Here is a 24,192-nt window from a genome sequence, read left to right as displayed (position 1 = left end):
AACATTCGTTACGTTGCGGGCTCGTTTTGACACGGAGTGTAAGATGTCCCGTAATTTTTCTCTCGCGGTCGCCTTTCTGACGACGGCGCTCTCAGGCCACGCCCTGGCCGACGGTATCAACAGTTTCTCTCAGGCCAAAGCGGCCGGTGTAAAGGTCAACGCTGACGTACCGGGCGATTTCTACTGCGGCTGTAAAATTAACTGGCAGGGTAAAAAAGGGGTCGTAGACCTTGAGTCCTGCGGCTACAAGGTGCGTAAAAACGAAAACCGCGCCAGCCGTATTGAATGGGAACATGTCGTTCCGGCATGGCAGTTTGGCCACCAGCGCCAGTGCTGGCAAGATGGCGGACGTAAAAACTGCGCCAAAGATCCGGTATACCGCCAGATGGAAAGCGACATGCATAACCTGCAGCCCGCGGTGGGCGAAGTGAACGGCGATCGCGGCAACTTCATGTACAGCCAGTGGAACGGTGGCGAAGGTCAGTACGGCCAGTGCGGTATGAAGATTGATTTTAAAGAGAAAGTCGCCGAGCCCCCTGCCCGCGCGCGCGGCAGCATTGCCCGCACCTATTTCTATATGCGTGACCGTTACGATCTCAACCTCTCCCGCCAGCAGACCCAGTTGTTCAACGCCTGGGACAAGCAATACCCGGTGACGGAGTGGGAATGCCAGCGCGACGAGCGTATCGCCAGAGTCCAGGGGAATCACAACCCTTACGTCCAGCGGGCTTGCCAGGCGCAAAAGAGCTAACCTACACTACGGCAATTCGCTTATATCGCATGACACATGGAATTTCTGACTATGCGCATTCCCCGCATTTACCATCCTGAACTGATTACCGCAGGCCGTGAAATCGCCCTGTCTGATGACGCCGCCAACCACGTTGGCCGCGTGCTGCGCATGGGCGCCGGCCAGGCAATACAATTGTTCGACGGCTCTAACCAGGTTTTCGACGCGGAAATCACGCGGGCGGATAAAAAAAGCGTACACGTGAACGTCCTGCGCGGTGAAGTGGATGACCGGGAATCACCGCTGCATATCCATCTGGGCCAGGTGATGTCGCGCGGCGAGAAAATGGAGTTCACGATTCAGAAATCCATTGAACTGGGTGTAAGCCTCATTACGCCACTTTTTTCTGAGCGCTGTGGCGTTAAACTGGATGCGGAACGTCTGAACAAAAAGATCCAGCAGTGGCAGAAAATTGCCATCGCGGCTTGCGAACAGAGTGGCCGCAACCGTATTCCGGAGATCCGCCCGGCGATGGATCTGGAGGAGTGGTGTGCAGAAGAGGACAGTGGGCTGAAGCTCAATCTTCATCCGCGCGCCAGCGCCAGCATCAATACGCTGCCGCTGCCCGTTGAGCGCGTTCGCCTGCTGATTGGGCCTGAAGGCGGCCTGTCGGCGGACGAAATTGCGATGACGGCACGTTACCAGTTTACTGATATTCTGTTGGGACCTCGCGTTCTGCGCACTGAGACAACGGCACTCACGGCCATTACCGCGCTACAGGTACGGTTTGGCGATCTGGGTTGACGCATTATTGGAGAGAAAGATGATCAAGCTCGGCATCGTGATGGACCCCATCGCAAACATCAACATCAAGAAAGATTCCAGCTTCGCCATGCTGCTGGAAGCGCAGCGTCGCGGCTATGAACTCCACTATATGGAGATGAACGATCTTTACCTGATCAACGGTGAAGCCCGCGCCCGCACCCGCATCGTTAACGTCGAGCAGAACTACGACAAATGGTATGAATTTGGCACAGAGCAGGACATTGCGCTGGCCGATCTCAACGTCATTCTGATGCGTAAAGATCCGCCGTTCGACACCGAGTACATCTACTGCACCTATATCCTTGAACGTGCAGAAGAGAAAGGGACGCTGATCGTCAACAAGCCGCAGAGCCTGCGCGACTGCAACGAGAAGCTCTACACCGCCTGGTTCTCTGACCTGACGCCGGAAACCCTGGTGACCCGCAGCAAAGCGCAGTTGAAGGCATTCTGGCAGAAGCACGGCGATATCATCATGAAGCCGCTGGACGGGATGGGCGGCGCGTCGATTTTCCGCGTGAAAGAAGGTGACCCGAACATTGGCGTGATTGCCGAAACCCTGACCGAACTGGGCACCCGTTACTGCATGGCACAGAACTATATTCCGGCGATCAAGGACGGCGATAAACGCGTGCTGGTGGTGGATGGCGAACCGGTCCCTTACTGCCTGGCGCGTATCCCGCAGGGTGGCGAAACCCGTGGTAACCTGGCGGCCGGCGGTCGCGGTGAGCCGCGCCCGTTGACCGAAAGCGACTGGGAAATTGCCCGCCGCGTTGGCCCAACGCTGAAAGCCAAAGGCCTGATCTTCGTCGGACTGGATATCATCGGCGATCGTCTGACCGAAGTGAACGTCACCAGCCCGACCTGCATTCGTGAAATTGAAGCGGAATTCCCGGTCTCGATCACCGGAATGCTGATGGACGCCATCGAAAAACGCCTGCAGAAATAACCCACCAATGAGTGACAGCGCCCGGCTTTCTCCGCATACTGGTCGCTGTCGCTTTTTAAACCAGGAAACAGTACCTCTGACAATGAATTTACAGCATCACTTTCTTATTGCCATGCCTGCTCTCCAGGACCCGATTTTTCGCCGCGCCGTGGTTTATATTTGTGAATACAATGAAGACGGCGCGATGGGTATTATCATTAATAAACCGCTGGAAAATCTTCAGGTTGAAGGGATTCTGGACAAGCTGAAAATCCCGGCTGAAGCGCGACTGCCGGAGATCCGGCTTGATAAGCCCGTGATGCTGGGTGGACCTCTTGCAGAAGATCGCGGCTTTATCCTGCATACGCCGCCGGTGTTCTCTTCCAGTATTCGAATTTCGGATAACACCGTCATCACCACCTCACGTGACGTGCTCGAAACGCTGGGCACCGCAGAGCAGCCTTCTGAAGTGCTGGTGGCGCTGGGCTATTCGTCGTGGGAGAAAGGCCAGCTTGAGCAGGAGATCCTCGATAACGCCTGGCTCACCGCCCCTGCGGACATGAATATCCTGTTTAAAACGCCGATTGCCGATCGCTGGCGCGATGCGGCGAAGCTGATTGGTATTGATATTCTGACCATGCCTGGCGTAGCGGGGCACGCCTGATGAGCGGAACGCTTCTGGCCTTCGATTTTGGCACCAAAAGCATTGGCGTCGCCGTGGGGCAGCGCATCACCGGTACCGCGCGTCCGCTTACCGCCCTGAAGGCCAACGACGGTACGCCGGACTGGAATCTCATTGAGCGTCTGCTCAAAGAGTGGCAGCCGGATGACGTGATTGTCGGATTACCGCTCAACATGGACGGTACCGAACAGCCGCTGACCGCCCGGGCGCGTAAGTTCGCCAATAAAATCCATGGTCGCTTTGGCGTCTCCGTGAAGCTGCACGACGAGCGTCTCAGCACCGTCGAAGCGCGTGCGGGTCTGTTTGAGCACGGCGGCTTCCGGGCGCTGAACAAAGGCAGCGTGGACTCCGCTTCTGCCGTCATCATCCTCGAAAGCTATTTCGAGCAGGGCTTTTAAGCACAGGGGCCTAGAGCCGCCCCTGCGCCCGTCTCTCCGCCAGGCTTTGGTCAAAGTTCTGCATGCCTGCCTGCTGTCCGGTTTGAATAATGCCGGGCAGCTGCCACGTTTTTCCTTCTCGTATCAGATTCGCCGCCGCCGCGGTATTCACCAGCAGCTCATACAGCGCGACGCGCCCGTCCTGTAAGTCAGGAACCAGCTTCTGCGCCAGCACCGCCCGCAGGCTGCCGGCCAGCTGGTTACGCACCGGATCTTTCTCCTGCGCCGGGAACGTATCGACCAGCCGCTCAATCGCCTGCGATGCCCCGCGCGTATGCAGCGTCGCCAGCACCAGGTGCCCGGTCTCCGCTGCCGTTAGCGCCAGGCGGATCGTTTCGCTGTCGCGCAGCTCTCCCAGCAAAATCACGTCCGGATCCTGGCGTAAGGCACTGCGCAGCGCGTCGGCAAATGACGGGCTGTGCTGGCCGATCTCCCGCTGCTGGATCAGGCAACGCTCGCTCTGATAGATAAACTCCACCGGATCTTCGAGCGTGAGAATATGGCCGTCAGTATGGTGGTTGAGAAAATCGACCATCGCCGCCAGCGTCGTAGATTTGCCGCTGCCGGTCGCCCCCGTCACCAGAATCAACCCGGACGCATTGGTTAACAGTTCCGGGATAACCCTCGGTGCGCCCAGCGAAGCGAGCTGCGGACAGGTACGCGGCAACAGCCGTAGCGTCACAGAGACTCCGTGCATCTGCTTAAAGGCACTGCCGCGCAGGCGCTGGCCTCCCGCCACCGTCGCGGCAAAATCCACCTGCCCGTTGGCCCACCATATCCCCTGCTGCTCATCGTTGAGCCACGCTTTTAACAACGCCCCGAGGTCCGGAGAAGGAAACGGTGCCGGTTCAAGGCGGCCCGTTCTGCGCCAGCGAGGTGGCGAATCACTGCACAGGTGTAGATCGGAGACGTTATGCTTTACACTAAGGGCCACAATTTCTTCCACATCCATAGACTACTCCTCGGAAAATGAACGACATTGCGCATAACCTGGCACAGGTCCGGGACAAAATCTCAGCCGCCGCAACGCGTTGCGGCCGGGCTTCAGAAGAAATTACGCTACTTGCTGTCAGCAAAACCAAGCCTGCGAGCGCCATCGCAGAAGCCATTGACGCAGGCCAGCGGGCGTTTGGTGAAAACTACGTCCAGGAAGGCGTGGATAAAATTCGCTACTTCCAGGAACAGGGGAAGACGGATCTGCAGTGGCACTTTATCGGCCCACTGCAGTCGAACAAAAGCCGTCTGGTGGCGGAGCACTTCGACTGGTGCCATACCGTTGACCGTCTGCGCATTGCGACACGCCTGAACGACCAGCGTCCGGCAGAGATGCCAGCGCTTAACGTGCTGATTCAAATCAACATCAGCGATGAAAACAGCAAGTCCGGTATTGCGCTGAGCGAGCTGGATGCGCTGGCAGCCGAGGTGGCCGAACTGCCGCGCTTAAGCCTGCGTGGTTTGATGGCAATCCCGGCGCCTGAGTCAAGTTATGAAAGGCAGTTTGCCGTGGCACAGCAAATGGCTGTAGCATTTGAGGCGCTTAAAGCGCGCTATAACACGGTAGACACGCTTTCTCTGGGCATGTCGGATGATATGGAAGCCGCCATTGCGGCAGGCAGCACGATGGTGCGCATCGGCACGGCAATTTTCGGTGCGCGCGACTACTCAAAATAATAAGGAAACCTGAGGAACGCCATGAAGACGTTGACTTTCCTGCTCTCAACGGTCATTGAGCTGTACACGATGGCGCTTTTGCTGCGCGTCTGGATGCAGTGGGCCCGCTGTGATTTTTACAATCCGTTCTCGCAGTTTGTCGTGAAAATCACGCAGCCTGTTGTCGGACCGCTGCGCCGTATTATCCCGGCCATGGGGCCCATCGACAGTTCGTCTCTGCTGGTGGCGTTTATTCTGAGCGTTATCAAAGCGATTGTGCTGTTTATGGTCTTCACCTTCCAGCCGATTATCTGGATTGTCGCCATCCTGATTTTGATCAAAACCATCGGCCTGCTGATCTTCTGGGTGCTGCTGGTCATGGCGATCATGAGCTGGGTGAGCCAGGGCCGTAGCCCGGTGGAGTACGCCTTGATTCAGCTGACCGAGCCGCTGCTGCGCCCGATCCGTAACCTGCTTCCGTCTATGGGCGGCATCGATTTTTCGCCGATGATCCTGGTTCTGCTGCTCTATGTGATCAACATGGGGGTCGCTGAACTGCTGCAGTCCACGGGCGATATGCTGCTGCCGGGGCTGTGGATGGCGCTATGAGTGCCGTAAGCACCTGCGCTGACGGGCTGGTTTTACGGCTGTATATTCAGCCGAAAGCCAGCCGTGACGGTATTGTTGGACTGCATGGCGACGAGTTAAAAGTCGCCATCACTGCCCCGCCGGTTGACGGCCAGGCGAACGCGCATCTGACCAAATATCTGGCAAAACAGTTTCGCGTCGCCAAAAGCCAGGTCATCATTGAAAAAGGCGAACTGGGGCGACATAAACAGGTAAAAATCCTTAATCCGCAATCTATCCCGACGGAAGTCGCGGCTCTGACAGAACAGGACTAAACCATGCAGAAAGTTGTTCTCGCGACCGGCAACGCCGGTAAAGTGCGCGAGCTGGCCTCGCTATTAAATGATTTTGGTCTGGACGTGGTCGCCCAGACCGATCTTGGCGTGGATTCCGCCGAAGAGACGGGGCTGACGTTTATCGAAAACGCGATCATTAAAGCGCGCCACGCTGCGCAGGTAACTGGCCTCCCCGCGATTGCCGACGACTCCGGCCTGGCCGTAGACGCCCTCGGCGGCGCGCCGGGGATCTACTCTGCCCGCTATTCCGGCGTTGACGCCACCGACCAGCAGAATCTGGAAAAGCTGCTTGTCGCCCTGAAAGACGTCCCGGACGAACAGCGCACCGCGCAGTTCCACTGCGTGCTGGTCTATCTGCGTCACGCGGAAGACCCGACGCCGATCGTCTGCCACGGCAGCTGGCCGGGCGTGATTACCCGTGAAGCGGCTGGCAACGGCGGCTTTGGTTACGACCCGATTTTCTTTGTCCCTTCCGAGGGCAAAACCGCTGCGGAACTGACCCGCGAAGAGAAAAGCGCGATATCCCACCGCGGACGCGCGCTGAAACTGTTACTGGAAGCACTGCGTAATGGCTAATTTGCCACCTCTGAGTCTTTATATTCACATCCCGTGGTGCGTGCAAAAATGCCCGTACTGTGATTTCAACTCGCACGCGCTGAAGGGCGAAGTGCCGCACGATGACTACGTTGCGCATCTGCTGGCCGACCTGGATGCCGATGTACCTTACGCACAGGGACGTGAAGTTAAGACCATTTTCATTGGTGGCGGTACGCCGAGCCTGCTGTCAGGCCCGGCGATGCAAACGCTGCTGGACGGCGTGCGCGCGCGCCTGAACCTGGCAGCGGATGCTGAAATTACGATGGAAGCCAACCCCGGCACCGTTGAGGCCGACCGTTTTGTCGACTATCAGCGCGCGGGCGTGAACCGCATCTCCATCGGCGTGCAGAGCTTTAGCGAGCCGAAGCTGAAGCGCCTGGGGCGTATTCACGGCCCGGAAGAGGCGAAGCGCGCAGCAAACCTGGCGACCGGCCTTAATCTTCGCAGCTTTAACCTGGATCTGATGCACGGCCTGCCGGATCAGTCGCTGGACGAGGCGCTGGACGATTTGCGCCAGGCCATTGCGCTGAATCCCCCTCATCTGTCGTGGTACCAGCTCACCATCGAGCCCAACACCCTGTTTGGCTCGCGTCCGCCGGTGCTGCCGGATGACGACGCGCTGTGGGATATCTTCGAGCAGGGTCACCAGCTGTTAACCGCTGCGGGCTATCAGCAGTACGAAACGTCGGCCTATGCGAAGCCGGGCTATCAGTGTCAGCACAACCTGAACTACTGGCGCTTTGGCGACTATCTGGGCATTGGCTGCGGCGCGCACGGCAAGGTGACCTTCCCGGACGGGCGTATTCTGCGTACTGCCAAAACCCGCCACCCGCGCGGGTATATGGAAGGCCGCTACCTGGAGCGTCAGCACGACGTCGAGGCGGCGGATAAGCCGTTTGAGTTCTTTATGAACCGCTTCCGTCTGCTGGAAGCCGCGCCGCGCGCTGAGTTTGCGCTGTACACCGGGCTGCCGGAGTCGGTGATTCGCCCGCAGATCGACGAAGCGCTGGCGCAGGGGTATCTCACGGAATGTGAGGAATACTGGCAGATCACCGAGCACGGCAAACTGTTCCTTAACTCCCTTCTTGAGCTGTTCCTCGCCGAAGAAGCTGAAGGCTGATTCAGGATTTTGCATCCCGTTCTGCCGGCTGAGGGAAAGGCTGGCAGAGTGTGGAGATGATCGACCTGAAGAAACAGTCGATCACCATGGGTAAAGGATGTTAAAAAGTGTTCACCATGTCCCCGAACACCTGTCTACCATGTCCCCGGACCGTACACCCTAAAAGGGAGAGGGTTAGGGTTAGGGGTCCTTACTTCAGCGTCCCCACCAGCGCCTTCCGGCTATCTTCCAGCGACACCACGCGCTTACACACGTCTTTGCTGAACTGCTGGAAATCATCTTCCTGGTTTTTCCACTCGTTCTGAATGGAGGTTTGCAGGCCGCCCAGACTGCCCAGCACGCCCTGCAGCGGGTTACCGCCGCCTTTCAGCACCGCTTTGGCGCCCATCTCGTTGATGCTGTCCTGCAGGATGCCGCCCATCGCCTGGTTCACCAGCTGCTGCCCGTCGGCACGGACCTGATCAATCGCCTTGTAGTGGAACGTCAGGCCGTCGGAGCGCGTCTCGATAATGCGGTTCATCTGTTCTTTAAGCTGCTTGTCCAGCTTCGTCAGGCGGGTGCGCATGTTACTGCTCTCACCCACCTCTTTGGTGATGATCTTATCCAGCGCCACGCGGCTCTTTTCGACGCGCGTCAGGGCACCTTCATTAATCCACGGTAGCGCGGTACGCAATTCGGACTGGTAGTCTTTCGCCTGCTCGCGCTGTGCGGCAGTCAGGTTGTACTGCTTGCCGTTATAGGTGACGTTCCCTTCTGGCGTAATTACCAGATTGCCGTTCTCGCCTTTGACCTGCACGGTTTGCGGGCTTAACACCACGTCATCACGCGGGGTGACGCTACATTGATAATCCGCATGGGCGGTGAATCCGGTTGCCATCAAAGCAACTGCCAGCAACGTTTTGCGCATCTTAAACACTCCCTCAGACAAAATGGGCCAGCTAATGCTGGCCCTTGACTGCTTTATTAGTCCCACCAAACGTCGAAAAGTTCGCTGACGCGGACATCTTCGAGCTTGTGGTCTTCAAGCCATTTACGGACCAGGGCCTGATGTTCTTCGGTGCATTTACCCACTTCCTGGGTGCAGATCAGACCTTCCCAGGCCAGATAGCCGCTACCGTCGAAGGCCAGTTTGTTTGGCTCGATCACCTCGTTGATGAACGCATCCACGTCCTGATCGATCTGCTCAACGCTGGTGCCTTCCGGGAAACGCCACGCAACGGAGAAGCCCACTTCCTGGAATTCTTCGATGTGCATCTTTTTACGCAGACGACGGCTACGATTCTTTGCCATTATTTCACCCTCTCGAACATTAAGTCCCATACACCGTGACCAAGACGATGGCCACGCTGTTCAAATTTCGTTACCGGACGCGATTCCGGACGCGGTACATAGTCGTTGCTCGCAGACTGGTTTTTGTAACCGTCGAGCGACGACATCACTTCCAGCATATGTTCCGCATACGGTTCCCAGTCGGTCGCCATATGGAAGACACCGCCCAGCTTCAGCTTGCTTTTAACCAGCTCGGCAAACGGCGCCTGAACGATACGGCGTTTATTATGACGCGCTTTGTGCCACGGGTCAGGGAAAAAGAGCTGAACCATGGTTAAAGAATTGTCAGGAATCATTTTGTGCAGCACTTCCACCGCGTCGTGACACATTACGCGCAGGTTCTCAACGCCCTCTTCATGGGCCGTTGCCAGACACGCGCCCACGCCCGGCGAATGCACTTCGATACCAAGGAAGTTCTGCTCCGGGCGCGCTTTCGCCATGGTCACCAGCGAGGCGCCCATACCGAAGCCAATTTCCAGCGTGACCGGCGCGTCGCGGCCAAACAGCTCGCTGAAATCCAGAGGCTGCTCGCTGAACTCAACGCCCATCACCGGCCAGTAGTTGTCCAGCGCGTGTTGCTGACCTTTTGTCAGGCGGCCCTGACGACGGACAAAGCTGCGAATACGGCGCAGCGGGCGGCCGTTTTCATCAAATTCCGGTGAAATGACGTCGTTTTTCATAAAAGAGTTGTCTGCTTGTGAGAATGTTCGGGAAACGGGCATTATCCAAAGTTAAGGCTTCTATGCAAGCATGGGAAAGATCCGGTTTACAGCAGATTGACGCTGTGCTGCAATCTGCGTCCCTGATTATGCGAATCGATGACCATGCAAGCCTCTCAATTTTCAGCCCAGGTGCTGGACTGGTACGACAAATACGGGCGTAAAACCCTGCCCTGGCAAATTGAAAAAACGCCGTACAAAGTATGGCTCTCCGAGGTGATGTTGCAACAAACGCAGGTCGCCACGGTGATCCCTTACTTCGAGCGTTTTATGGCGCGCTTCCCGACGGTCACCGATCTGGCCAACGCCCCGCTGGACGAGGTGCTGCACCTGTGGACCGGGCTGGGCTATTACGCCCGCGCGCGCAACCTGCACAAGGCCGCACAGCAGGTCGCGACGCGCCACAACGGGAAATTCCCGGAAACCTTCGACGAGGTGGCGGACTTACCCGGCGTCGGGCGTTCGACCGCAGGCGCCATTCTCTCCCTGTCTTTAGGCAAGCATTTCCCGATCCTCGACGGCAACGTCAAGCGCGTGCTGGCACGCTGCTATGCCGTTGACGGCTGGCCGGGGAAGAAGGATGTTGAAAAACGCCTTTGGGAAATCAGTGAAGCGGTTACCCCAGCCAACGGCGTCGAGCGTTTCAACCAGGCGATGATGGATCTCGGCGCCATGGTCTGCACGCGCTCAAAACCCAAATGCGAGCTCTGCCCGGTGAATAATCTTTGCGTGGCGTATGCCAACCATTCCTGGGCGCAGTATCCGGGCAAGAAACCCAAACAGACGCTGCCGGAGCGCACCGGCTATATGCTGCTGATGCAGCACGGTGATGAGGTCTTTCTCGCCCAGCGTCCGCCGAGCGGTCTGTGGGGTGGTCTATACTGCTTCCCACAGTTTGAAGATGAAGACTTGCTGCGTGAATGGCTTAAACAGCGCGGGATTGCTGCCGATAACCTGACGCAGCTGACCGCGTTTCGCCACACCTTCAGCCATTTCCATCTGGATATTGTGCCGATGTGGCTTCCCGTGTCCTCCGTCGCCTCGTGCATGGATGAAGGCACCGCTCTCTGGTATAACTTAGCGCAACCGCCATCAGTCGGACTGGCGGCTCCCGTGGAGCGCCTGTTACAGCAATTACGTGCCGGTGCAATGGTTTAGCATCGACAAGAAAAAGAGGAATGAGTATGGCCAGAACGATTTTTTGTACTTTCCTGCAGCGTGACGCTGAGGGCCAGGATTTCCAGCTTTATCCGGGCGAGCTGGGTAAACGCATCTACAATGAAATCTCCAAAGAAGCCTGGGGACAGTGGCAGAAAAAGCAGACCATGCTGATCAACGAGAAGAAACTCAGCATGATGAACCCGGAACACCGCAAGCTGCTGGAGCAGGAGATGGTGAGCTTCCTGTTCGAAGGTAAAGACGTGCACATCGAAGGCTATACGCCACCGGAAAAATAACATCGAGCGGCTGTTGCCCGGCGGCGCTTCGCTTGCACGGGCCTACGGTTTTGTAGGCCGGGTAAGCGCAGCGCCACCCGGCGAAAGCAACGACTAAGCAAACACAACACGCACTCCCGGAATGATGAAAAAACTTTTAGCGCTAGCCCTTGTTGCGCCGTTGCTTGTCTCGTGTTCGTCAAAAAAAGGCGATGATTACAACGAAGCCTGGATCAAGGACACCAACGGTTTTGACATTTTGATGGGGCAGTTTGCCCACAACATCGAGAACATATGGGGATTTAACGAAGTTCTTATTGCCGGACCTAAGGACTACGTTAAGTACACCGACGCCTATCTGACCCGTAGCCACATCAACTTTGATGAGGGGACGATCACGATTGAGACCATCGCAGGCACAGACCCTGCGGCTCGACTCCGTCAGGCCATTATCAAAACCCTGCTGATGGGTGACGATCCGGGCTCTATCGATCTCTACTCCGATGCCGACGATATCACCATCTCGAAAGAGCCGTTCCTGTACGGTCAGGTCGTCGATCAGACCGGCCAGCCGATCCGCTGGGAAGGTCGCGCCACGAAATTTGCCGATTACCTGCTGCAGACGCGCCTGAAGAGCCGCTCTAACGGTCTGAAGATTATCTACAGCGTCACCATCAACCTCGTCCCGAACCACCTCGACAAGCGTGCGCATAAGTATCTGGGCATGGTGCGTCAGGCCTCGCGTAAATACGGCGTGGATGAGTCGCTGATCCTGGCGATTATGCAGACCGAATCCTCGTTTAACCCGTATGCGGTAAGCCGTTCCGACGCCCTGGGGCTGATGCAGGTGGTGCAGCACAGCGCCGGTAAAGACGTGTTCCGCGCGCAGGGCAAATCCGGCACGCCGAGCCGCAGCTATCTGTTCGACCCGCAGAGCAACATTGATACCGGCACGGCCTATCTGGCGATGCTGAACAATGTCTACCTCGGCGGCATCGACAACCCGACGTCGCGTCGCTATGCGGTGATCACCGCCTATAACGGCGGCGCGGGCAGCGTGCTGCGCGTCTTCTCAAATGACAAAGTGCAGGCCGCAAACATCATCAACAGCATGGCGCCAGGGGATGTCTACGCCACCCTGACCACCCGCCACCCGTCCGCGGAATCCCGTCGTTATCTGTATAAGGTGAATACGGCGCAGAAGAACTACCGTCGCCGGTGATCCGCACACCTTCTCCTGCAAGGAGAAGGTGTTCTGCTTCTCCCCACCCATACGAAAATGTTATTTGCATCACAATCCAAACTGCAAATTAATGTGGATTGCATTTTTTTGCGGGAGGTAACAAAACATATCGTTGCCAACTGATAGAATTGCATCAAATAACAACCCTGAATGTTTCTATAACAACATATCTCCCGCTCACTTGTGAGGAAAGTAACATGAACCTTAAGCTGCAGCTTAAAATATTGTCGTTTCTGCAGTTCTGCCTGTGGGGTAGCTGGCTGACTACACTCGGCTCCTATATGTTTGTGACGCTGAAGTTCGATGGTGCGTCAATCGGTGCCGTCTACAGCTCGCTCGGTATTGCGGCTGTCTTCATGCCAACGCTGCTGGGGATCGTGGCGGATAAATGGTTAAGCGCCAAATGGCTGTACATGCTTTGCCACCTGGTGGGCGCGGGGACGCTGTTTATGGCAGCCCAGGTGACCACGCTGGGGGCGATGTTCATGGTGATCCTGCTCAACTCGCTGGCCTATATGCCAACGCTTGGGCTGATCAACACCATCTCCTACTACCGCCTGAAGTCCGCGGATATGGATATCGTGACCGATTTCCCGCCAATCCGTATCTGGGGCACCATCGGCTTTATCATGGCAATGTGGGGCGTAAGCTTCGCGGGCTTCGAACTGAGCCATATGCAGCTCTATATCGGTGCGGCGCTCTCCGTATTGCTGGCGATCTTCACCCTGACGCTGCCAACCATTCCGGTGTCTAACCAGCAGAAAAACCAGAGCTGGAGCACCATGCTCGGCCTGGATGCCTTCGCGCTGTTCAAAAACAAACGCATGGCGATCTTCTTCATCTTCTCCATGCTGCTGGGCGCGGAGCTGCAGATCACCAACATGTTCGGCAACACCTTCCTGCACAGCTTCGATAACAATCCGCTGTTCTCCGGCAGCTTTATCGTTGAGCATGCGTCGGTGATGATGTCCATCTCTCAGATCTCTGAGACGCTGTTCATCCTGACCATCCCGTTCTTCCTGAGCCGCTACGGCATCAAGAACGTCATGCTGATCAGTATCGCGGCGTGGATGCTGCGCTTCGGTCTGTTCGCCTACGGCGACCCAAGCCCGTTCGGCACCGTGCTGCTGGTGCTGTCGATGATTGTTTACGGCTGCGCCTTCGACTTCTTCAACATCTCCGGCTCGGTGTTTGTGGAAAAAGAGGTTAAACCTGAAATCCGCGCCAGCGCGCAGGGTATGTTCCTGATGATGACCAACGGCTTCGGCTGTATTCTGGGCGGCGTGGTGAGCGGTAAAGTGGTTGAGATGTACACCACCAACGGCATCACCAACTGGCAGCCGGTGTGGCTGATCTTCGCGGCGTACTCGCTGGTGCTGTTCTTCGCGTTCATCGCACTGTTCAAGTACAAGCACGTGCGTGAACCACACGGTGCGCAGCCAATAGCGCATTGATTGTTGTGCCCGGTGGCGCTGCGCTTACCGGGCCTAAAAAACCAGACCGTAGGCCGGGTAAGGCGAAGCCGCCACCCGGCTATTTTATTGCAGAGAGCACCCACCCCACCGACAGCAAATCCGCGCTGCCGCCCGGGCTCAGGTTCCGTTCAATCAGTGCGTTATCCATTCTGCTCAACGCCTCGCGGTCCCAGCCGTTATCCAGCAGTTCCCGCGCGTAGCCCTGAACATAGCGCAACCCTTCCATGCCGCCGCGAGAAACCAGATTGCTGTCCTGATTGACGGCCATCAGGCGCAACAGCAGGCCGTGAAGCGACTGTCCGTTCCACGAATCCAAAGCCTTACGCACCGTCGCAAAGCCGCTCTCCGCCTCACCGCGCGCGCCGGTTAAGCCGTACTGCTTAAACTGCCGCTCGCCCGCCGTCGCCTGTCCGCTGCGTGCGGCCAGCTCCCGCGACACCAGCCCGCGGCAGATGTTACTCACCTCACAGCAGAGGCTCTCTGTGGAGATATTTTTCACACGACCGGCGGCGAAGCACAGTAAACCCAGGGCAAAAATCCCGCCCTTGTGGGTGTTCACTCCGTTCGTCGCGGCATACATCGCCTGCTCGCAGGCCAGCCCCATCGGGCGGAGAAGGCGTAGCTGTTCGCCAGCGGGTTTATCCGCATGCGCGCTGCCCAGCTCGGCAAAGCGCGAAAACCACGGCGCAATCGCCGCAATGCTGCGGACGAACAGCGCGTGGTCCATATCGCGATGGGAACCGTTGTTGAGCCTGTCCACCAGCCCCGGCTTGGGCGTCAGCTCCAGCTCCTGCCACAGCGCCGCTTCGGCAAGCGCGGGCACGTCAGCCGGGCGCGGTTTAGTCGCGAGCAAACCAGTCATCGATCGTCTTCTCCACGCGGGAAACCACCTGCTCAATGGGGTGATTGCGCGAACGGGAACAGGCGTGGGCGGGCGCGTCGCAGATCAGGCAGCGCCTGAGATTCCCCCCCAGCGACTGACGCCCGACGTGGCCGTGCTGAGGGCAAATCACGTCCAGATCCCACAGCCTGCCGAGCGGGTGCGTCTGCTCCAGATCCGCACAGTGCGCTTTGATTTCCACCGCCGGATGGGCCACGCACCACAGGGCTTCGGGCCCGGTCGGGAGCCACAGCACCTGGCGGTCCAGCACCTGCCAGCGGTTTTCCCACAGCAACTGGTCGCACATCTGCAGCGCCACGCCCATGGTATTGCGGTAGCGCAGGCAGTCCTTGATTTCCCCCGGCGTGACCAGCGTGAGGGAGATCACCGGTTGTTGATAGTGCTCAAGCATGTCAGCCTGGCGCGCTGCGCGGCGCTCTTTCGCCGCCAGCAGTTCGTCAAGGCTGACACCCGCCCGCACGGGTGTCGCTAAAGTCATACGTCCTCCTTCACCTGTCGCACGGTGTCGATCACGCTGCCGTCGCGGTAGCGGATCACCCCGACGATTTTGTCGGTGAACTCAATCGGTTTCGGGACGCCGGTCAGGGAGATCGCCCGTTCATACAGCGCGTTGATATCCACAACCTTCAGCCCGGCCTCCAGCAGCCGCTCGCGGATTTCCGGGCGCGCCGGGTTGACCGCGATGCCGTGATCGGTGACCAGCACGTCGATGCTCTCCCCCGGCGTAAGGCGCGTGGTAACGCGCTTCACCACCGTCGGAATGCGGCTGCGCAGCAGCGGCGCGACCACAATGGTCAGGTTCGCCGCGGCGGCCACGTCGCAGTGCCCGCCGGACGCGCCGCGCATCACGCCGTCGGAGCCGGTGATAACATTGACGTTGAACTCGACGTCGATTTCCAGGGCGCTGAGGATCACCACGTCGAGCTGGTCGCAGCTTGCCGCCTTGCTGCCGGGGTTGGCGTAAACGTTGGTGGAGATCTCCACGTGGTTCGGGTTACGCGCCAGCGAGGCCGCCGCCTGACCGTCAAAGCACTGGGTATCGAGCAGCTTTTCGATGAGCCCCTTCTCGTGCAGATCCACCAGGCTGCCGGTGATGCCGCCGAGCGCAAAGCGCGCCTTCACGCCGCCGCGCTCCATCTTCTCTTCCATAAAGCGGGTGCAGGCCGTGGCCGCCGCGCCGGAGCCGGTCTGCATCGAGAAGCCCGGCTTGAAGTAGCCGGAATGCTCGATCACGTCCGCCGCATAGCGGGCGATCATCAGCTCGCGCGGGTTGCTGGTGACGCGCGCCGCGCCGACGCTGATTTTCGCCGGGTCGCCCACGCTCTCGACCTGAACGATGTAGTCCACCTGGTCCTGCACCAGGCTGGCGGGCATATTAGGAAATGGCACCAGTTCTTCAGTCAGCAGCACCACCTTGTGGGCAAAGTGCGCGTCCACCATGGCGTAGCCCAGGGAGCCGCAGCACGATTTGCCGTGCGTCCCGTTGGCGTTGCCAAACTCATCGCTACACGGCACACCGAGAAACGCCACGTCGATATTCAGCTCGCCGTCCTGGAGCAACTTCACGCGCCCGCCGTGGGAGTGAATTTGCACCGGCTCGTCCATCAGCCCGTGGGAGATGGCATCCGCCAGCCTGCCGCGCATGCCCGAGGTGTAAATCCGGGTGATGACGCCGCTTTCGATATGCTCGATCAGCGCGTCGTTGCAGGTCATCAGCGAGCTGGAGGCCAGCGTCAGGTTTTTGAAGCCCATCCGCGCCAGCAGCGCCACGACGGTGTTGATCACCCGGTCGCCTTCGCGAAACGCATGGTGGAAGGAGATGGTCATCCCGTTCTGCAGACCGCAGCGCTTAACCGCCTCTTCAATGGAGGCACACAGCTTGCGGCTGTGCTTCGCATCGCTGTCCGCCAGCCACGGCGTGGCGCTGTGGGCGGTATCAAAGGGTTTTAAGTCCCGCAGATGGGGAAAATTCACGTGAAGAAGTTCTGTCTGATTCATCATCTCATCCTTACCGACGCACGCCGGAGGCCGCCGCGCGCTCCAGCACCACCTGCGCGTGGTTAATAATCGGTGCATCCACCATTTTGCCGTTGAGCGACACCACGCCCAGGCCGTTACGCTCGCCCTCTTCTGCCGCCTCAATCACCCTTCTGGCGTGATCCACCTCTTCCTGCGTCGGGGCGTAGGCGTTGTGCAACAGGTCAATCTGGCGCGGGTTAATCAGCGATTTGCCGTTGAAGCCCATCTTGCGGATCAGATCGACCTCGCGCAGGAACCCGGCCTCGTCGTTAACGTCTGACCACACCACGTCGAAGGCGTCGATACCCGCCGCGCGGGCGGCGTGCAGCACGGCGCAGCGGGCGTAGAACAGCTCGGTGCCGTCGCCGCGCTCGGTCTGCATATCCATCACGTAGTCAAAGGCGGCCAGCGCAATGCCGATGAGGCGCGGAGAGCTGCGGGCAATCGCCACGGCGTTGATGACGCCAATGGCCGATTCAATCGCCGCCATCACGCGGGTGGAGCCGACCTCGCGGCCGCACGCCTGCTCGATGCGCTCGAGGTGGCCCTCCAGCTCGTAAATGTCGTCCGGGGTATCGGTTTTCGGCAGACGGATCACGTCCACGCCGGCCCGCACGGCGGCTTCCAGATCCAGCAGACCAAACGGCGTGCTCAGCGGGTTAATGCGCACCACGGTTTCGATATCCTGATACATCGGGTGCTGCAGCGCGTGGAACACCAGCATGCGCGCCGTATCCTTCTCGCGCAGGGCAACGGCGTCCTCAAGGTCAAACATGATGGCGTCGGGACGGTAGATAAAGGCGGTGGAGAGCATGGCGGCGTTAGCGCCCGGCAGGAACAGCATACTGCGGCGGAGTTTGCTCATTTCAGCGCCCCCCAGTTGATGGCCTGTTCATCGGCGGCACGCAGCAGCGCGCTTTGCAGGCGGGCGCGGATCACACAGTCCAGCGCCCCTTTGTCTTCAATAATGATTAATCCCTGGTGCACGTTCATGGCGCGCAATGTGTCGTTGACCACCTGGCGAATCTGCTCGCCAAACTGCTTAATCACTTCGCTGTGGATGACGATCTCCAGCTCGCCGTGAGCGGGAGCAATTTTCACCATCAGGTCGCTGGACTCCTGCGTTCCGGCCAGCGCCTCCCTTACAATTTTCATGATAAATTCCTGGTAGTTAAGCGACTTCGGCACTCGCACGGTAATGCGTTTCGAGGTGCGCGAAGGTGGAGTCCGGGACAATCTCCCGGATCCGGGAAAACTGCTGTGTCTTCAGTAATCGGCGCACTTCGGACGCCGATATGGCGTTACCGGTGGCCTTGATGCGCGGCATTTCCACCACCTCAATATGCGAGGCCAGCAGGTCGTGCAGCGTCTGGTTGTACTGGCGGGTGATGTCGCAGAACGGCTCCGAGCCGATGAAGCGGTGCGTGATGCCGAGCGCCGGGGCAATGAAATCCCGGAAGATCAGCACGTCGATCTCGCTCCACGCCTGCTGCACCTTGCCGGTCTCCTTCAGGAAGTAGGCCGGAAACGTGGCGCGGGAAATGATGTACTGCGAGCCCTCATGCACCACCACGTTCGGCAGGTGCGCCACGCCCGCGCGCACCATCTCGAGACGCGCGCTGAACGGGAAGAACGACACGTCTTCACGCACCACGAACAGATGCAGGGCATCGCACCGCTGCGCCGCCTGCTCCACCAGATGGCGGTGGCCGAGGGTGAACGGGTTGGCGTTCATCACGATGGCGCCAATATTCTCCCCACATTTGCGGCTCGCGCGCAGGGAACGGCAGTAGCGCGCGATCCCCTGCGGGGTGTTCTCCATCAGCACCGCGTTGTTCCCGCTCTGGGCGATAGGCCAGAAGCCGCTGCGGGCAAAGCGCTCCCGGTTGCACGGCCGGGTGCAGAGGAAGAGGTGAAAATGGCCGCGCTCCAGCGCCGCATTTTGCACCTCCGCCAGCAGCCGCGCGCTGAGGTTCTCGCCGCGAAGCTGCTCGTTGACCGCCACGCACTTGATGACGTTGACGGCAAGCCCTGCGCACCCCACCAGCTGCGGGCCGGACCAGGCTTCGACGAACAGCGTGATGTCGTTGTCCAGGCCAAGTCCGCTGTCTGCCAGCAGGTAACGGATCTGACTTAAGCGTTCCGGATGTTTCGCCACCAGCGTGTGGCGAAAATCGATGGGTTGCGAATGCATGCTGCCGCCTTACTTAATGTGCTGCCGCAAGCCCGACGGCTGGCGCTTCCACGATCACGTTGCTGAGATGACCGATATGCTCGATCTCCACCTCAATGCGATCGCCCTCTTTCATAAACAGCGGCGGATTGCGCTTTTTACCCACCCCGCCCGGGGATCCGGTGATGATCACATCGCCAGGACTTAAGCGGGTGAAGGTGCTGATGTACTCGATCAGCTCCGCCACCTTGTGGATCATGCTGCTGGTGTTGTCTTCCTGCACCATGCGGCCGTTCAGCCAGGTGCGGATTGCCAGTTGGTGCGGATCGGGGATCTCGTCCGCCGTCGCCATCCACGGGCCAAACGCGCCGGTTTTGCGCCAGTTTTTACCGGCGGTGAACCAGGTGTGCTGCCAGTCGCGGGCGGAGCCGTCCATGTAGCAGCTGTAGCCGGCCACGTGGCGCAGGGCGTCGTCGCGGCTGATGTTCTCCCCGCCTTTACCGATGATCACCGCCAGCTCGCCTTCGTAGTCGAATTCGCTGGAGTGGCGCGGCTTCAGCACCGGCTCGTTGTGGCCGGTCTGTGAGTCCGGGAAGCGGACAAACAGCGTCGGGGCCGGGTTGTGCTGGTCAAACTCCTTGCGCTTGTCGGCGTAGTTCATGCCCACGCAGAGGATTTTTTCCGGCTGCTCAATCACCGGTAAGAAGGTGATGGCGCTCATCGGCACGTCCACGGCATCGTTCAGGTAGCGGGTGGCCTGCGCCAGCCCGTTGCCCTGCAGCAGCGCCTTAAGGTCGCTGTAGCGGTCGCCCAGACGGCGGCCCAAATCAATCACGCCGTCGGCCTGGACGATGCCGTAGCTGCGTTTTCCCTGGTATAAAAAGCTTGCGAGTTTCATTGTTCTTTCCTGAAAACTTAAACGAGGAAGTTGCCCAGAATCAGCAGTGAGATGGAGACGTTAATCGCCCCGCCGATACGGGTAGCAATCTGGGCGAACGGCATCAGGCTCATGCGGTTGCCTGCGGTCAGGATCGCCACGTCGCCGGTACCGCCCTGGCCGCTCTGGCAGCAGGAGACGATGGCGACATCAATCGGGTGCATGCCAATCTTTTTGCCGACGAAGAACCCGGTCGCCACCAGCGCGGAGACGGTGCTGATAATCACCAGCAGGTTGGTCAGCGTGAAGGCGGCCACCAGTTCATGCCATGGGGTGATGGCCACGCCAACGGCAAAGAGAATCGGGTAGGTCACGGAGGTCTGGAAGAACTTGTACACCACCTGCGAGCCTTCCAGCAGGCGCGGAGAGGCACCGTTGCAGAGCTTCACCAGCACCGCCATAAACAGCATGCCGACCGGCGCAGGCAGGCCGATCAGCTTGTGGCCGAGCATGCCCAGCATGTAGAGCAGCACCGCCAGCAGCGCGCCGGAGGCGATGGTAGTGACGTCCGCTTTGCCGGAGAACGCGGGCTGAGAGACGGTGGCATCGGCATTGGCGCGGTTAGGCATCAGCTGGCCTTCACCGGTCAGGTGCGGGTAGCGTTTACCCAGCTGGTTCAGGCAGCCGGAGATGATGATCGCCGTCAGACCGCCGAGCATGACCATCGGCAGCACGCGTCCGAGCGCCACGCCCTGATCCATGTGCAGCAGGGTGGCATAGCCGATGGAAAGCGGGATTGCCCCTTCCCCGACGCCGCCCGCCATGATCGGCAGGATGATAAAGAAGAAGATCTGGAATGGCTCAAGACCCAGCGCCAGGCCGACGCCCATCCCCACCAGCATGCCGACGATTTCGCCGCACAGCATCGGGAAGAAGATGCGCAGGAAGCCCTGAATCAGCACCGTGCGGTTCATGCTCATGATGCTGCCGACAATAATGCAGCAGATATAGAGGTAGAGAATGTTGGTGGATTTGTAGAACTTGGTGGTGGACTCGACCACCACGTCCGGCAGCAGGCCATAATAGACCAGCGCGGAAGGGATAAAGGTGGCGCAAATCGCCGCCGCGCCGAGCTTGCCGACAATCGGCAGGCGTTTGCCAAACTCGCCGCAGGCAAAGCCGAAGAAGGCCAGCGTCGCCACCATCACCACGATATCGCTCGGCAGTTTTCCGCCCAGGCAATCAATGGCGATCAGCGCGCCCGCCAGAACGAACAGCGGCAGAGGAATAATCCCGATTTTCCAGGTATCCATAATATGCCACCAGCGCTCTTTAAGCGAAGGCCGCTGAATTTCAATCGGGTCGTGGGTAACAGAGAAAGAATCGTCAGTTGTGCTCATAATAAGCCCCTTGGTTATTTTGTGCGTTCAGCTTAGAGTCACAAAGGCTTACTTTATGTGAGGAATGGCATATTAAAAGCGAAGTTTTAATGGCTGCTATGGTTTTAATGGTTTCTTTTATTTAATGTGATTTACGCCTTATTTATGGCCGTGGTTTTTATGGTTTCTTTTCTGAATTGAACAAACAAATAACATTTATTCGTGCAGCCAGAGGCCACCCGTCTTTGGGATAACGCTTTTACAACGCCCGCTGTGCAAGGGATCACAAGTTTTCGGCAAAGCGGACGTCCGCGCGAAAAAAGATGATATATTGGCGTTCTTTGTCGCTACCTTGCGTGAGAGTTATGAAAGTCTCTTTCCAGATAAAGCTGTTTATTTCGCTGGTTGCCTTTTTCTCAGTACTTTTTGCGTTACTGGGCGGATATTATTATGCCGATGTCGGAAAACAGCTTTATCAGGAAATGAGCACGCGCGCCAAAATACAGGCTGAAGAGATTGCGCTTATTCCAACATTGCGACATGAAGTTGAACAAAAGAATATCATCGCCATCCATGACTTTATGCAAAAGATGTCTGCGCACAGTGACGCCAGCTTTATTGTGATTGGTGATAATAAGGGCCAGCATCTTTTTCACTCCGTCTTCGCCGACAGAGTGGGCACCACGCTGGTAGGCGGTGACAACGAAGCCGTATTGCAGGGTAAAAGCACCACCACCATCCGCAAAGGCGGGTTGGGTATTTCGCTGCGCAGTAAGGCCCCCATCTTCAACGCTGCCGGACAGGTGGTCGGCATTGTTTCGGTCGGCTATCTCACCAGCTACCTGGACACCATTACCGTCAGTAAAGTGGTCAATATCCTGATTGCCGCGGTGCTGCTGCTGATTGCTCTCTTTATCTTCTCCTGGTTCTTTACCCGCAGTATTAAGAAGCAGATCTTCTCCCTCGAGCCGCGCGAGATCGGCCTGCTAGTGCGCCAGCAGAAGGCGTTGATGGAGTCTATTTATGAAGGCGTAATTGCCATTGACGATCAAAGGCGGATTGAAGTCATCAACCAGGCGGCGCGCAAGCTGCTGGGGCTGAGCCAGCCGGCCCGTGAGCTTCGCGGGCAGCTGATAAGCCAGGTGATCGATCCGGTCCCGTTCTTCGACACGCAGACGATGCTGGCGAAAGATACCCATGATGAGATTTGCCGTTTTAACGATCTCACGGTGATTGCCAGCCGGGTCCACATCATGCTTGAGGGATCGCTGCAGGGCTGGGTGATCACCTTCCGCGATCGCAACGAGATCGACTCGCTGAGCGCCCAGCTCAGCCAGGTCAAACGCTACGTCGATAACCTTCGCATCATGCGTCATGAGCAGTTAAACCGGATGACCACCCTCTCCGGTCTGCTGCATATGGGCCGCTATGAGGAGGCGATTGGCTACATTCAGGCGCAGTCTGAACACGCTCAGGAGCTGCTGGACTTTATCTCTTCGCGCTTCAGCTCCCCGACCCTGTGCGGCCTGCTGCTGGGGAAAGCCGCCCGCGCGCGGGAGAAAGGGGTCGAGCTGAGTTTCGACCCGGCCTGTCGGCTGGACAAGCCGTTCCTGCCACTGGGGGAACAAGAGCTGATTTCGATTATTGGCAACCTGCTGGATAACGCTATCGAAGCGACGCAGCGGTCGCCGCTTCCCCACGCCCCGGTGGAGGTGCTGATAAAGCTCAGCGATCAGGAGCTGATTATTGAAGTGGCCGACCAGGGCGTTGGCATCAAGCCGGAGATCCGTGAGCGGATCTTTGAGCGCGGCATCACCACCAAAACGCGCGGCGATCATGGGATTGGTCTGTATCTGATCGAAAGCTATGTCACACAGGCTGGCGGCGCGATAGAAGTTGCCGATAATATCCCGCGCGGCGCCATTTTCTCCCTGTTTATCCCGGCCACGGGAACCGCCCGGCAACTGGAAGACACCGACTATGCAACATGAACTTATCGACGTACTGATTGTTGAAGACGAGAACGAGCTGGCGCAACTGCACGCGGAGCTGATAAGCAAGCATCCGCGTCTGAGGCTGGTGGGCATTGCCTCGTCGCTGGCTGCGGCCCAGGCAGAGCTTGCAAGCAAACAGCCGCAGTTGGTGCTGCTGGATAACTATCTGCCGGACGGCAAAGGGATCTCGCTGATCAATAACCCCATGCTGGCCCGCGCCAACTGCTCGGTCATTTTTATCACTGCCGCCAGCGATATGGACACCTGCAGCCAGGCCATCCGCAACGGCGCGTTCGACTACATCCTCAAACCCGTCTCCTGGAAGCGGCTCAGCCAGTCGCTGGAGCGGTTTGTGCAGTTTGCCGAACAGCAGCGCGTCTGGAAGATTGTCGACCAGCAGAACGTCGATTCGCTGTATCAGCTTCAGGCGAAAAACTACCGCCAGGACAACGGCAGCAAGGGCATCGAGGAAAATACCCTGGCGCGGGTGCAGTCGCTGTTTAACGACAAGGCAACGCACTGCTTTACCGTGGATGAGGTGGTGAGCGAGACGGGATTGAGTAAAACCACCACCCGTCGCTATCTGGAGCACTGCGTGGAGAACGGGTTTCTCAGCGTGGAGATGCTGTACGGCAAGATTGGGCATCCGAGAAGGATGTACCGGCGCGCAGAAGCCTGAAGCTATATTGTAGGCCCGGTAAGCTTGCGCCACCGGGTAAATCGCCGGGTGGCGCTAACGCTTACCCGGCCTACGTTCG

General features: G+C 58.3%; 28 protein-coding genes. 16 read left to right on the top strand and 12 right to left on the bottom strand.

Going from position 1 to position 24,192, the window contains the following annotated elements:
• Positions 1–43: 43 nt before the first annotated feature.
• From endA to ruvX, 5 genes are all read left to right on the top strand, one after another.
• Complete coding sequence (gene endA / locus PI91_RS04015; RefSeq protein WP_021242074.1) at positions 44–751, top strand: deoxyribonuclease I; 708 nt, start codon at positions 44–46, stop codon at positions 749–751.
• Between the two features lie 51 nt (positions 752–802).
• Entirely contained in the window at positions 803–1,534 is a 732-nt protein-coding gene (gene rsmE / locus PI91_RS04010) for a 16S rRNA (uracil(1498)-N(3))-methyltransferase (protein ID WP_021242075.1), read from the top strand.
• A gap of 19 nt (positions 1,535–1,553) precedes the next feature.
• Positions 1,554–2,501, top strand: coding sequence for a glutathione synthase (gene gshB / locus PI91_RS04005; protein WP_008499751.1), 948 nt, complete (start codon positions 1,554–1,556; stop codon positions 2,499–2,501).
• Positions 2,502–2,583: 82 nt separating this feature from the next.
• Positions 2,584–3,144 carry a YqgE/AlgH family protein gene (locus PI91_RS04000; protein WP_008499752.1) on the top strand — a complete coding sequence of 187 codons (561 nt, stop codon included), beginning with the start codon at positions 2,584–2,586 and terminating at the stop codon, positions 3,142–3,144.
• Positions 3,144–3,560 (top strand): Holliday junction resolvase RuvX, encoded by a 417-nt coding sequence (gene ruvX, locus PI91_RS03995; RefSeq protein ID WP_021242076.1) that lies wholly within the window; start codon positions 3,144–3,146, stop codon positions 3,558–3,560. Before PI91_RS04000 ends, ruvX begins: the two co-directional genes overlap by 1 nt.
• A gap of 10 nt (positions 3,561–3,570) precedes the next feature.
• Here the strand turns inward: ruvX and PI91_RS03990 are convergent, their stop codons facing one another.
• Positions 3,571–4,551 carry a type IV pilus twitching motility protein PilT gene (locus tag PI91_RS03990; protein ID WP_039265482.1) on the bottom strand — a complete coding sequence of 327 codons (981 nt, stop codon included), beginning with the start codon at positions 4,549–4,551 and terminating at the stop codon, positions 3,571–3,573.
• Positions 4,552–4,568: 17 nt separating this feature from the next.
• On the opposite strand from PI91_RS03990, the gene PI91_RS03985 reads away from it, so the two are divergent.
• Genes PI91_RS03985 through hemW form a run of 5 tightly spaced genes read left to right on the top strand, consistent with a single transcriptional unit; the run spans position 4,569 to position 7,889 of the window.
• The gene (locus PI91_RS03985) at positions 4,569–5,270 is read left to right on the top strand and encodes a YggS family pyridoxal phosphate-dependent enzyme (RefSeq protein WP_008499756.1); all 702 of its coding nucleotides are present in this window, start codon (positions 4,569–4,571) and stop codon (positions 5,268–5,270) included.
• Between the two features lie 21 nt (positions 5,271–5,291).
• Positions 5,292–5,858 carry a YggT family protein gene (locus tag PI91_RS03980; protein WP_039265481.1) on the top strand — a complete coding sequence of 189 codons (567 nt, stop codon included), beginning with the start codon at positions 5,292–5,294 and terminating at the stop codon, positions 5,856–5,858.
• A complete protein-coding gene (gene yggU / locus PI91_RS03975; RefSeq protein ID WP_008499758.1) occupies positions 5,855–6,151 on the top strand; it encodes a DUF167 family protein YggU in 297 nt (98 codons plus the stop codon). Before PI91_RS03980 ends, yggU begins: the two co-directional genes overlap by 4 nt.
• A gap of 3 nt (positions 6,152–6,154) precedes the next feature.
• Positions 6,155–6,748, top strand: coding sequence for an XTP/dITP diphosphatase (locus PI91_RS03970; protein ID WP_023294524.1), 594 nt, complete (start codon positions 6,155–6,157; stop codon positions 6,746–6,748).
• Complete coding sequence (gene hemW, locus PI91_RS03965; protein ID WP_039024092.1) at positions 6,741–7,889, top strand: radical SAM family heme chaperone HemW; 1,149 nt, start codon at positions 6,741–6,743, stop codon at positions 7,887–7,889. Before PI91_RS03970 ends, hemW begins: the two co-directional genes overlap by 8 nt.
• Positions 7,890–8,079: 190 nt before the next feature.
• Here the strand turns inward: hemW and PI91_RS03960 are convergent, their stop codons facing one another.
• From PI91_RS03960 to trmB, 3 genes are read right to left on the bottom strand one after another with little or no spacing between them, the layout of a single operon-like run.
• Positions 8,080–8,796 (bottom strand): DUF2884 domain-containing protein, encoded by a 717-nt coding sequence (locus tag PI91_RS03960; RefSeq protein ID WP_039265480.1) that lies wholly within the window; start codon positions 8,794–8,796, stop codon positions 8,080–8,082.
• A 56-nt stretch (positions 8,797–8,852) separates the two neighbouring features.
• Positions 8,853–9,179 carry a YggL family protein gene (locus tag PI91_RS03955; protein ID WP_003862421.1) on the bottom strand — a complete coding sequence of 109 codons (327 nt, stop codon included), beginning with the start codon at positions 9,177–9,179 and terminating at the stop codon, positions 8,853–8,855.
• A complete protein-coding gene (gene trmB / locus PI91_RS03950; protein WP_025760376.1) occupies positions 9,179–9,898 on the bottom strand; it encodes a tRNA (guanosine(46)-N7)-methyltransferase TrmB in 720 nt (239 codons plus the stop codon). The genes PI91_RS03955 and trmB overlap by 1 nt, the downstream gene beginning before the upstream one ends.
• 144 nt (positions 9,899–10,042) lie before the next feature.
• Between trmB and mutY the strand changes: the two genes are divergently transcribed.
• The 4 genes from mutY to PI91_RS03930 all read left to right on the top strand — a co-directional run bounded on the left by mutY (position 10,043) and on the right by PI91_RS03930 (position 14,070).
• Positions 10,043–11,095 carry an A/G-specific adenine glycosylase gene (gene mutY, locus PI91_RS03945; protein ID WP_169809165.1) on the top strand — a complete coding sequence of 351 codons (1,053 nt, stop codon included), beginning with the start codon at positions 10,043–10,045 and terminating at the stop codon, positions 11,093–11,095.
• Between the two features lie 26 nt (positions 11,096–11,121).
• On the top strand, positions 11,122–11,394 hold the full coding sequence (locus PI91_RS03940; RefSeq protein WP_008499765.1) for an oxidative damage protection protein: 273 nt from the start codon (positions 11,122–11,124) through the stop codon (positions 11,392–11,394).
• 124 nt (positions 11,395–11,518) lie between these two features.
• On the top strand, positions 11,519–12,595 hold the full coding sequence (mltC, locus tag PI91_RS03935) for a membrane-bound lytic murein transglycosylase MltC (RefSeq protein ID WP_021242082.1): 1,077 nt from the start codon (positions 11,519–11,521) through the stop codon (positions 12,593–12,595).
• Positions 12,596–12,813: 218 nt separating this feature from the next.
• Positions 12,814–14,070: a nucleoside permease gene (locus tag PI91_RS03930; protein WP_039265479.1), complete on the top strand. Its 1,257-nt coding sequence runs from the start codon at positions 12,814–12,816 to the stop codon at positions 14,068–14,070.
• 79 nt (positions 14,071–14,149) lie between these two features.
• Here PI91_RS03930 and citG read toward each other — a convergent pair whose 3' ends face one another.
• From citG to PI91_RS03890, 8 genes are read right to left on the bottom strand one after another with little or no spacing between them, the layout of a single operon-like run.
• Positions 14,150–14,953, bottom strand: a complete 804-nt coding sequence (gene citG / locus PI91_RS03925; protein WP_039265478.1) for a triphosphoribosyl-dephospho-CoA synthase CitG — start codon at positions 14,951–14,953, stop codon at positions 14,150–14,152.
• A complete protein-coding gene (gene citX, locus PI91_RS03920; protein WP_023326046.1) occupies positions 14,931–15,470 on the bottom strand; it encodes a citrate lyase holo-[acyl-carrier protein] synthase in 540 nt (179 codons plus the stop codon). The genes citG and citX overlap by 23 nt, the downstream gene beginning before the upstream one ends.
• Positions 15,467–16,990: a citrate lyase subunit alpha gene (citF, locus tag PI91_RS03915; RefSeq protein WP_039265477.1), complete on the bottom strand. Its 1,524-nt coding sequence runs from the start codon at positions 16,988–16,990 to the stop codon at positions 15,467–15,469. Before citF ends, citX begins: the two co-directional genes overlap by 4 nt.
• 10 nt (positions 16,991–17,000) lie before the next feature.
• Entirely contained in the window at positions 17,001–17,876 is an 876-nt protein-coding gene (citE, locus tag PI91_RS03910) for a citrate (pro-3S)-lyase subunit beta (RefSeq protein ID WP_023294530.1), read from the bottom strand.
• Positions 17,873–18,166 (bottom strand): citrate lyase acyl carrier protein, encoded by a 294-nt coding sequence (citD, locus tag PI91_RS03905; RefSeq protein ID WP_023294531.1) that lies wholly within the window; start codon positions 18,164–18,166, stop codon positions 17,873–17,875. Before citD ends, citE begins: the two co-directional genes overlap by 4 nt.
• Before the next feature lie 16 nt (positions 18,167–18,182).
• Positions 18,183–19,205: a [citrate (pro-3S)-lyase] ligase gene (citC, locus tag PI91_RS03900; protein ID WP_039265476.1), complete on the bottom strand. Its 1,023-nt coding sequence runs from the start codon at positions 19,203–19,205 to the stop codon at positions 18,183–18,185.
• 13 nt (positions 19,206–19,218) lie between these two features.
• The gene (locus PI91_RS03895) at positions 19,219–20,082 is read right to left on the bottom strand and encodes a fumarylacetoacetate hydrolase family protein (protein ID WP_021242089.1); all 864 of its coding nucleotides are present in this window, start codon (positions 20,080–20,082) and stop codon (positions 19,219–19,221) included.
• A gap of 17 nt (positions 20,083–20,099) precedes the next feature.
• Complete coding sequence (locus PI91_RS03890) at positions 20,100–21,461, bottom strand: 2-hydroxycarboxylate transporter family protein (protein ID WP_021242090.1); 1,362 nt, start codon at positions 21,459–21,461, stop codon at positions 20,100–20,102.
• 344 nt (positions 21,462–21,805) lie between these two features.
• Here PI91_RS03890 and PI91_RS03885 point away from each other — a divergent pair, with 344 nt between their 5' ends.
• Entirely contained in the window at positions 21,806–23,431 is a 1,626-nt protein-coding gene (locus PI91_RS03885) for a sensor histidine kinase (protein WP_039265475.1), read from the top strand.
• Positions 23,421–24,113: a response regulator gene (locus tag PI91_RS03880; protein WP_023326051.1), complete on the top strand. Its 693-nt coding sequence runs from the start codon at positions 23,421–23,423 to the stop codon at positions 24,111–24,113. Before PI91_RS03885 ends, PI91_RS03880 begins: the two co-directional genes overlap by 11 nt.
• Positions 24,114–24,192 lie beyond the last annotated feature (79 nt).

The sequence above is a fragment of the Enterobacter sp. FB genome (assembly GCF_000805795.1).
In the GTDB taxonomy this organism is placed as follows: domain Bacteria; phylum Pseudomonadota; class Gammaproteobacteria; order Enterobacterales; family Enterobacteriaceae; genus Enterobacter; species Enterobacter roggenkampii.
This window is presented reverse-complemented; position numbering and strand designations above follow the sequence as displayed.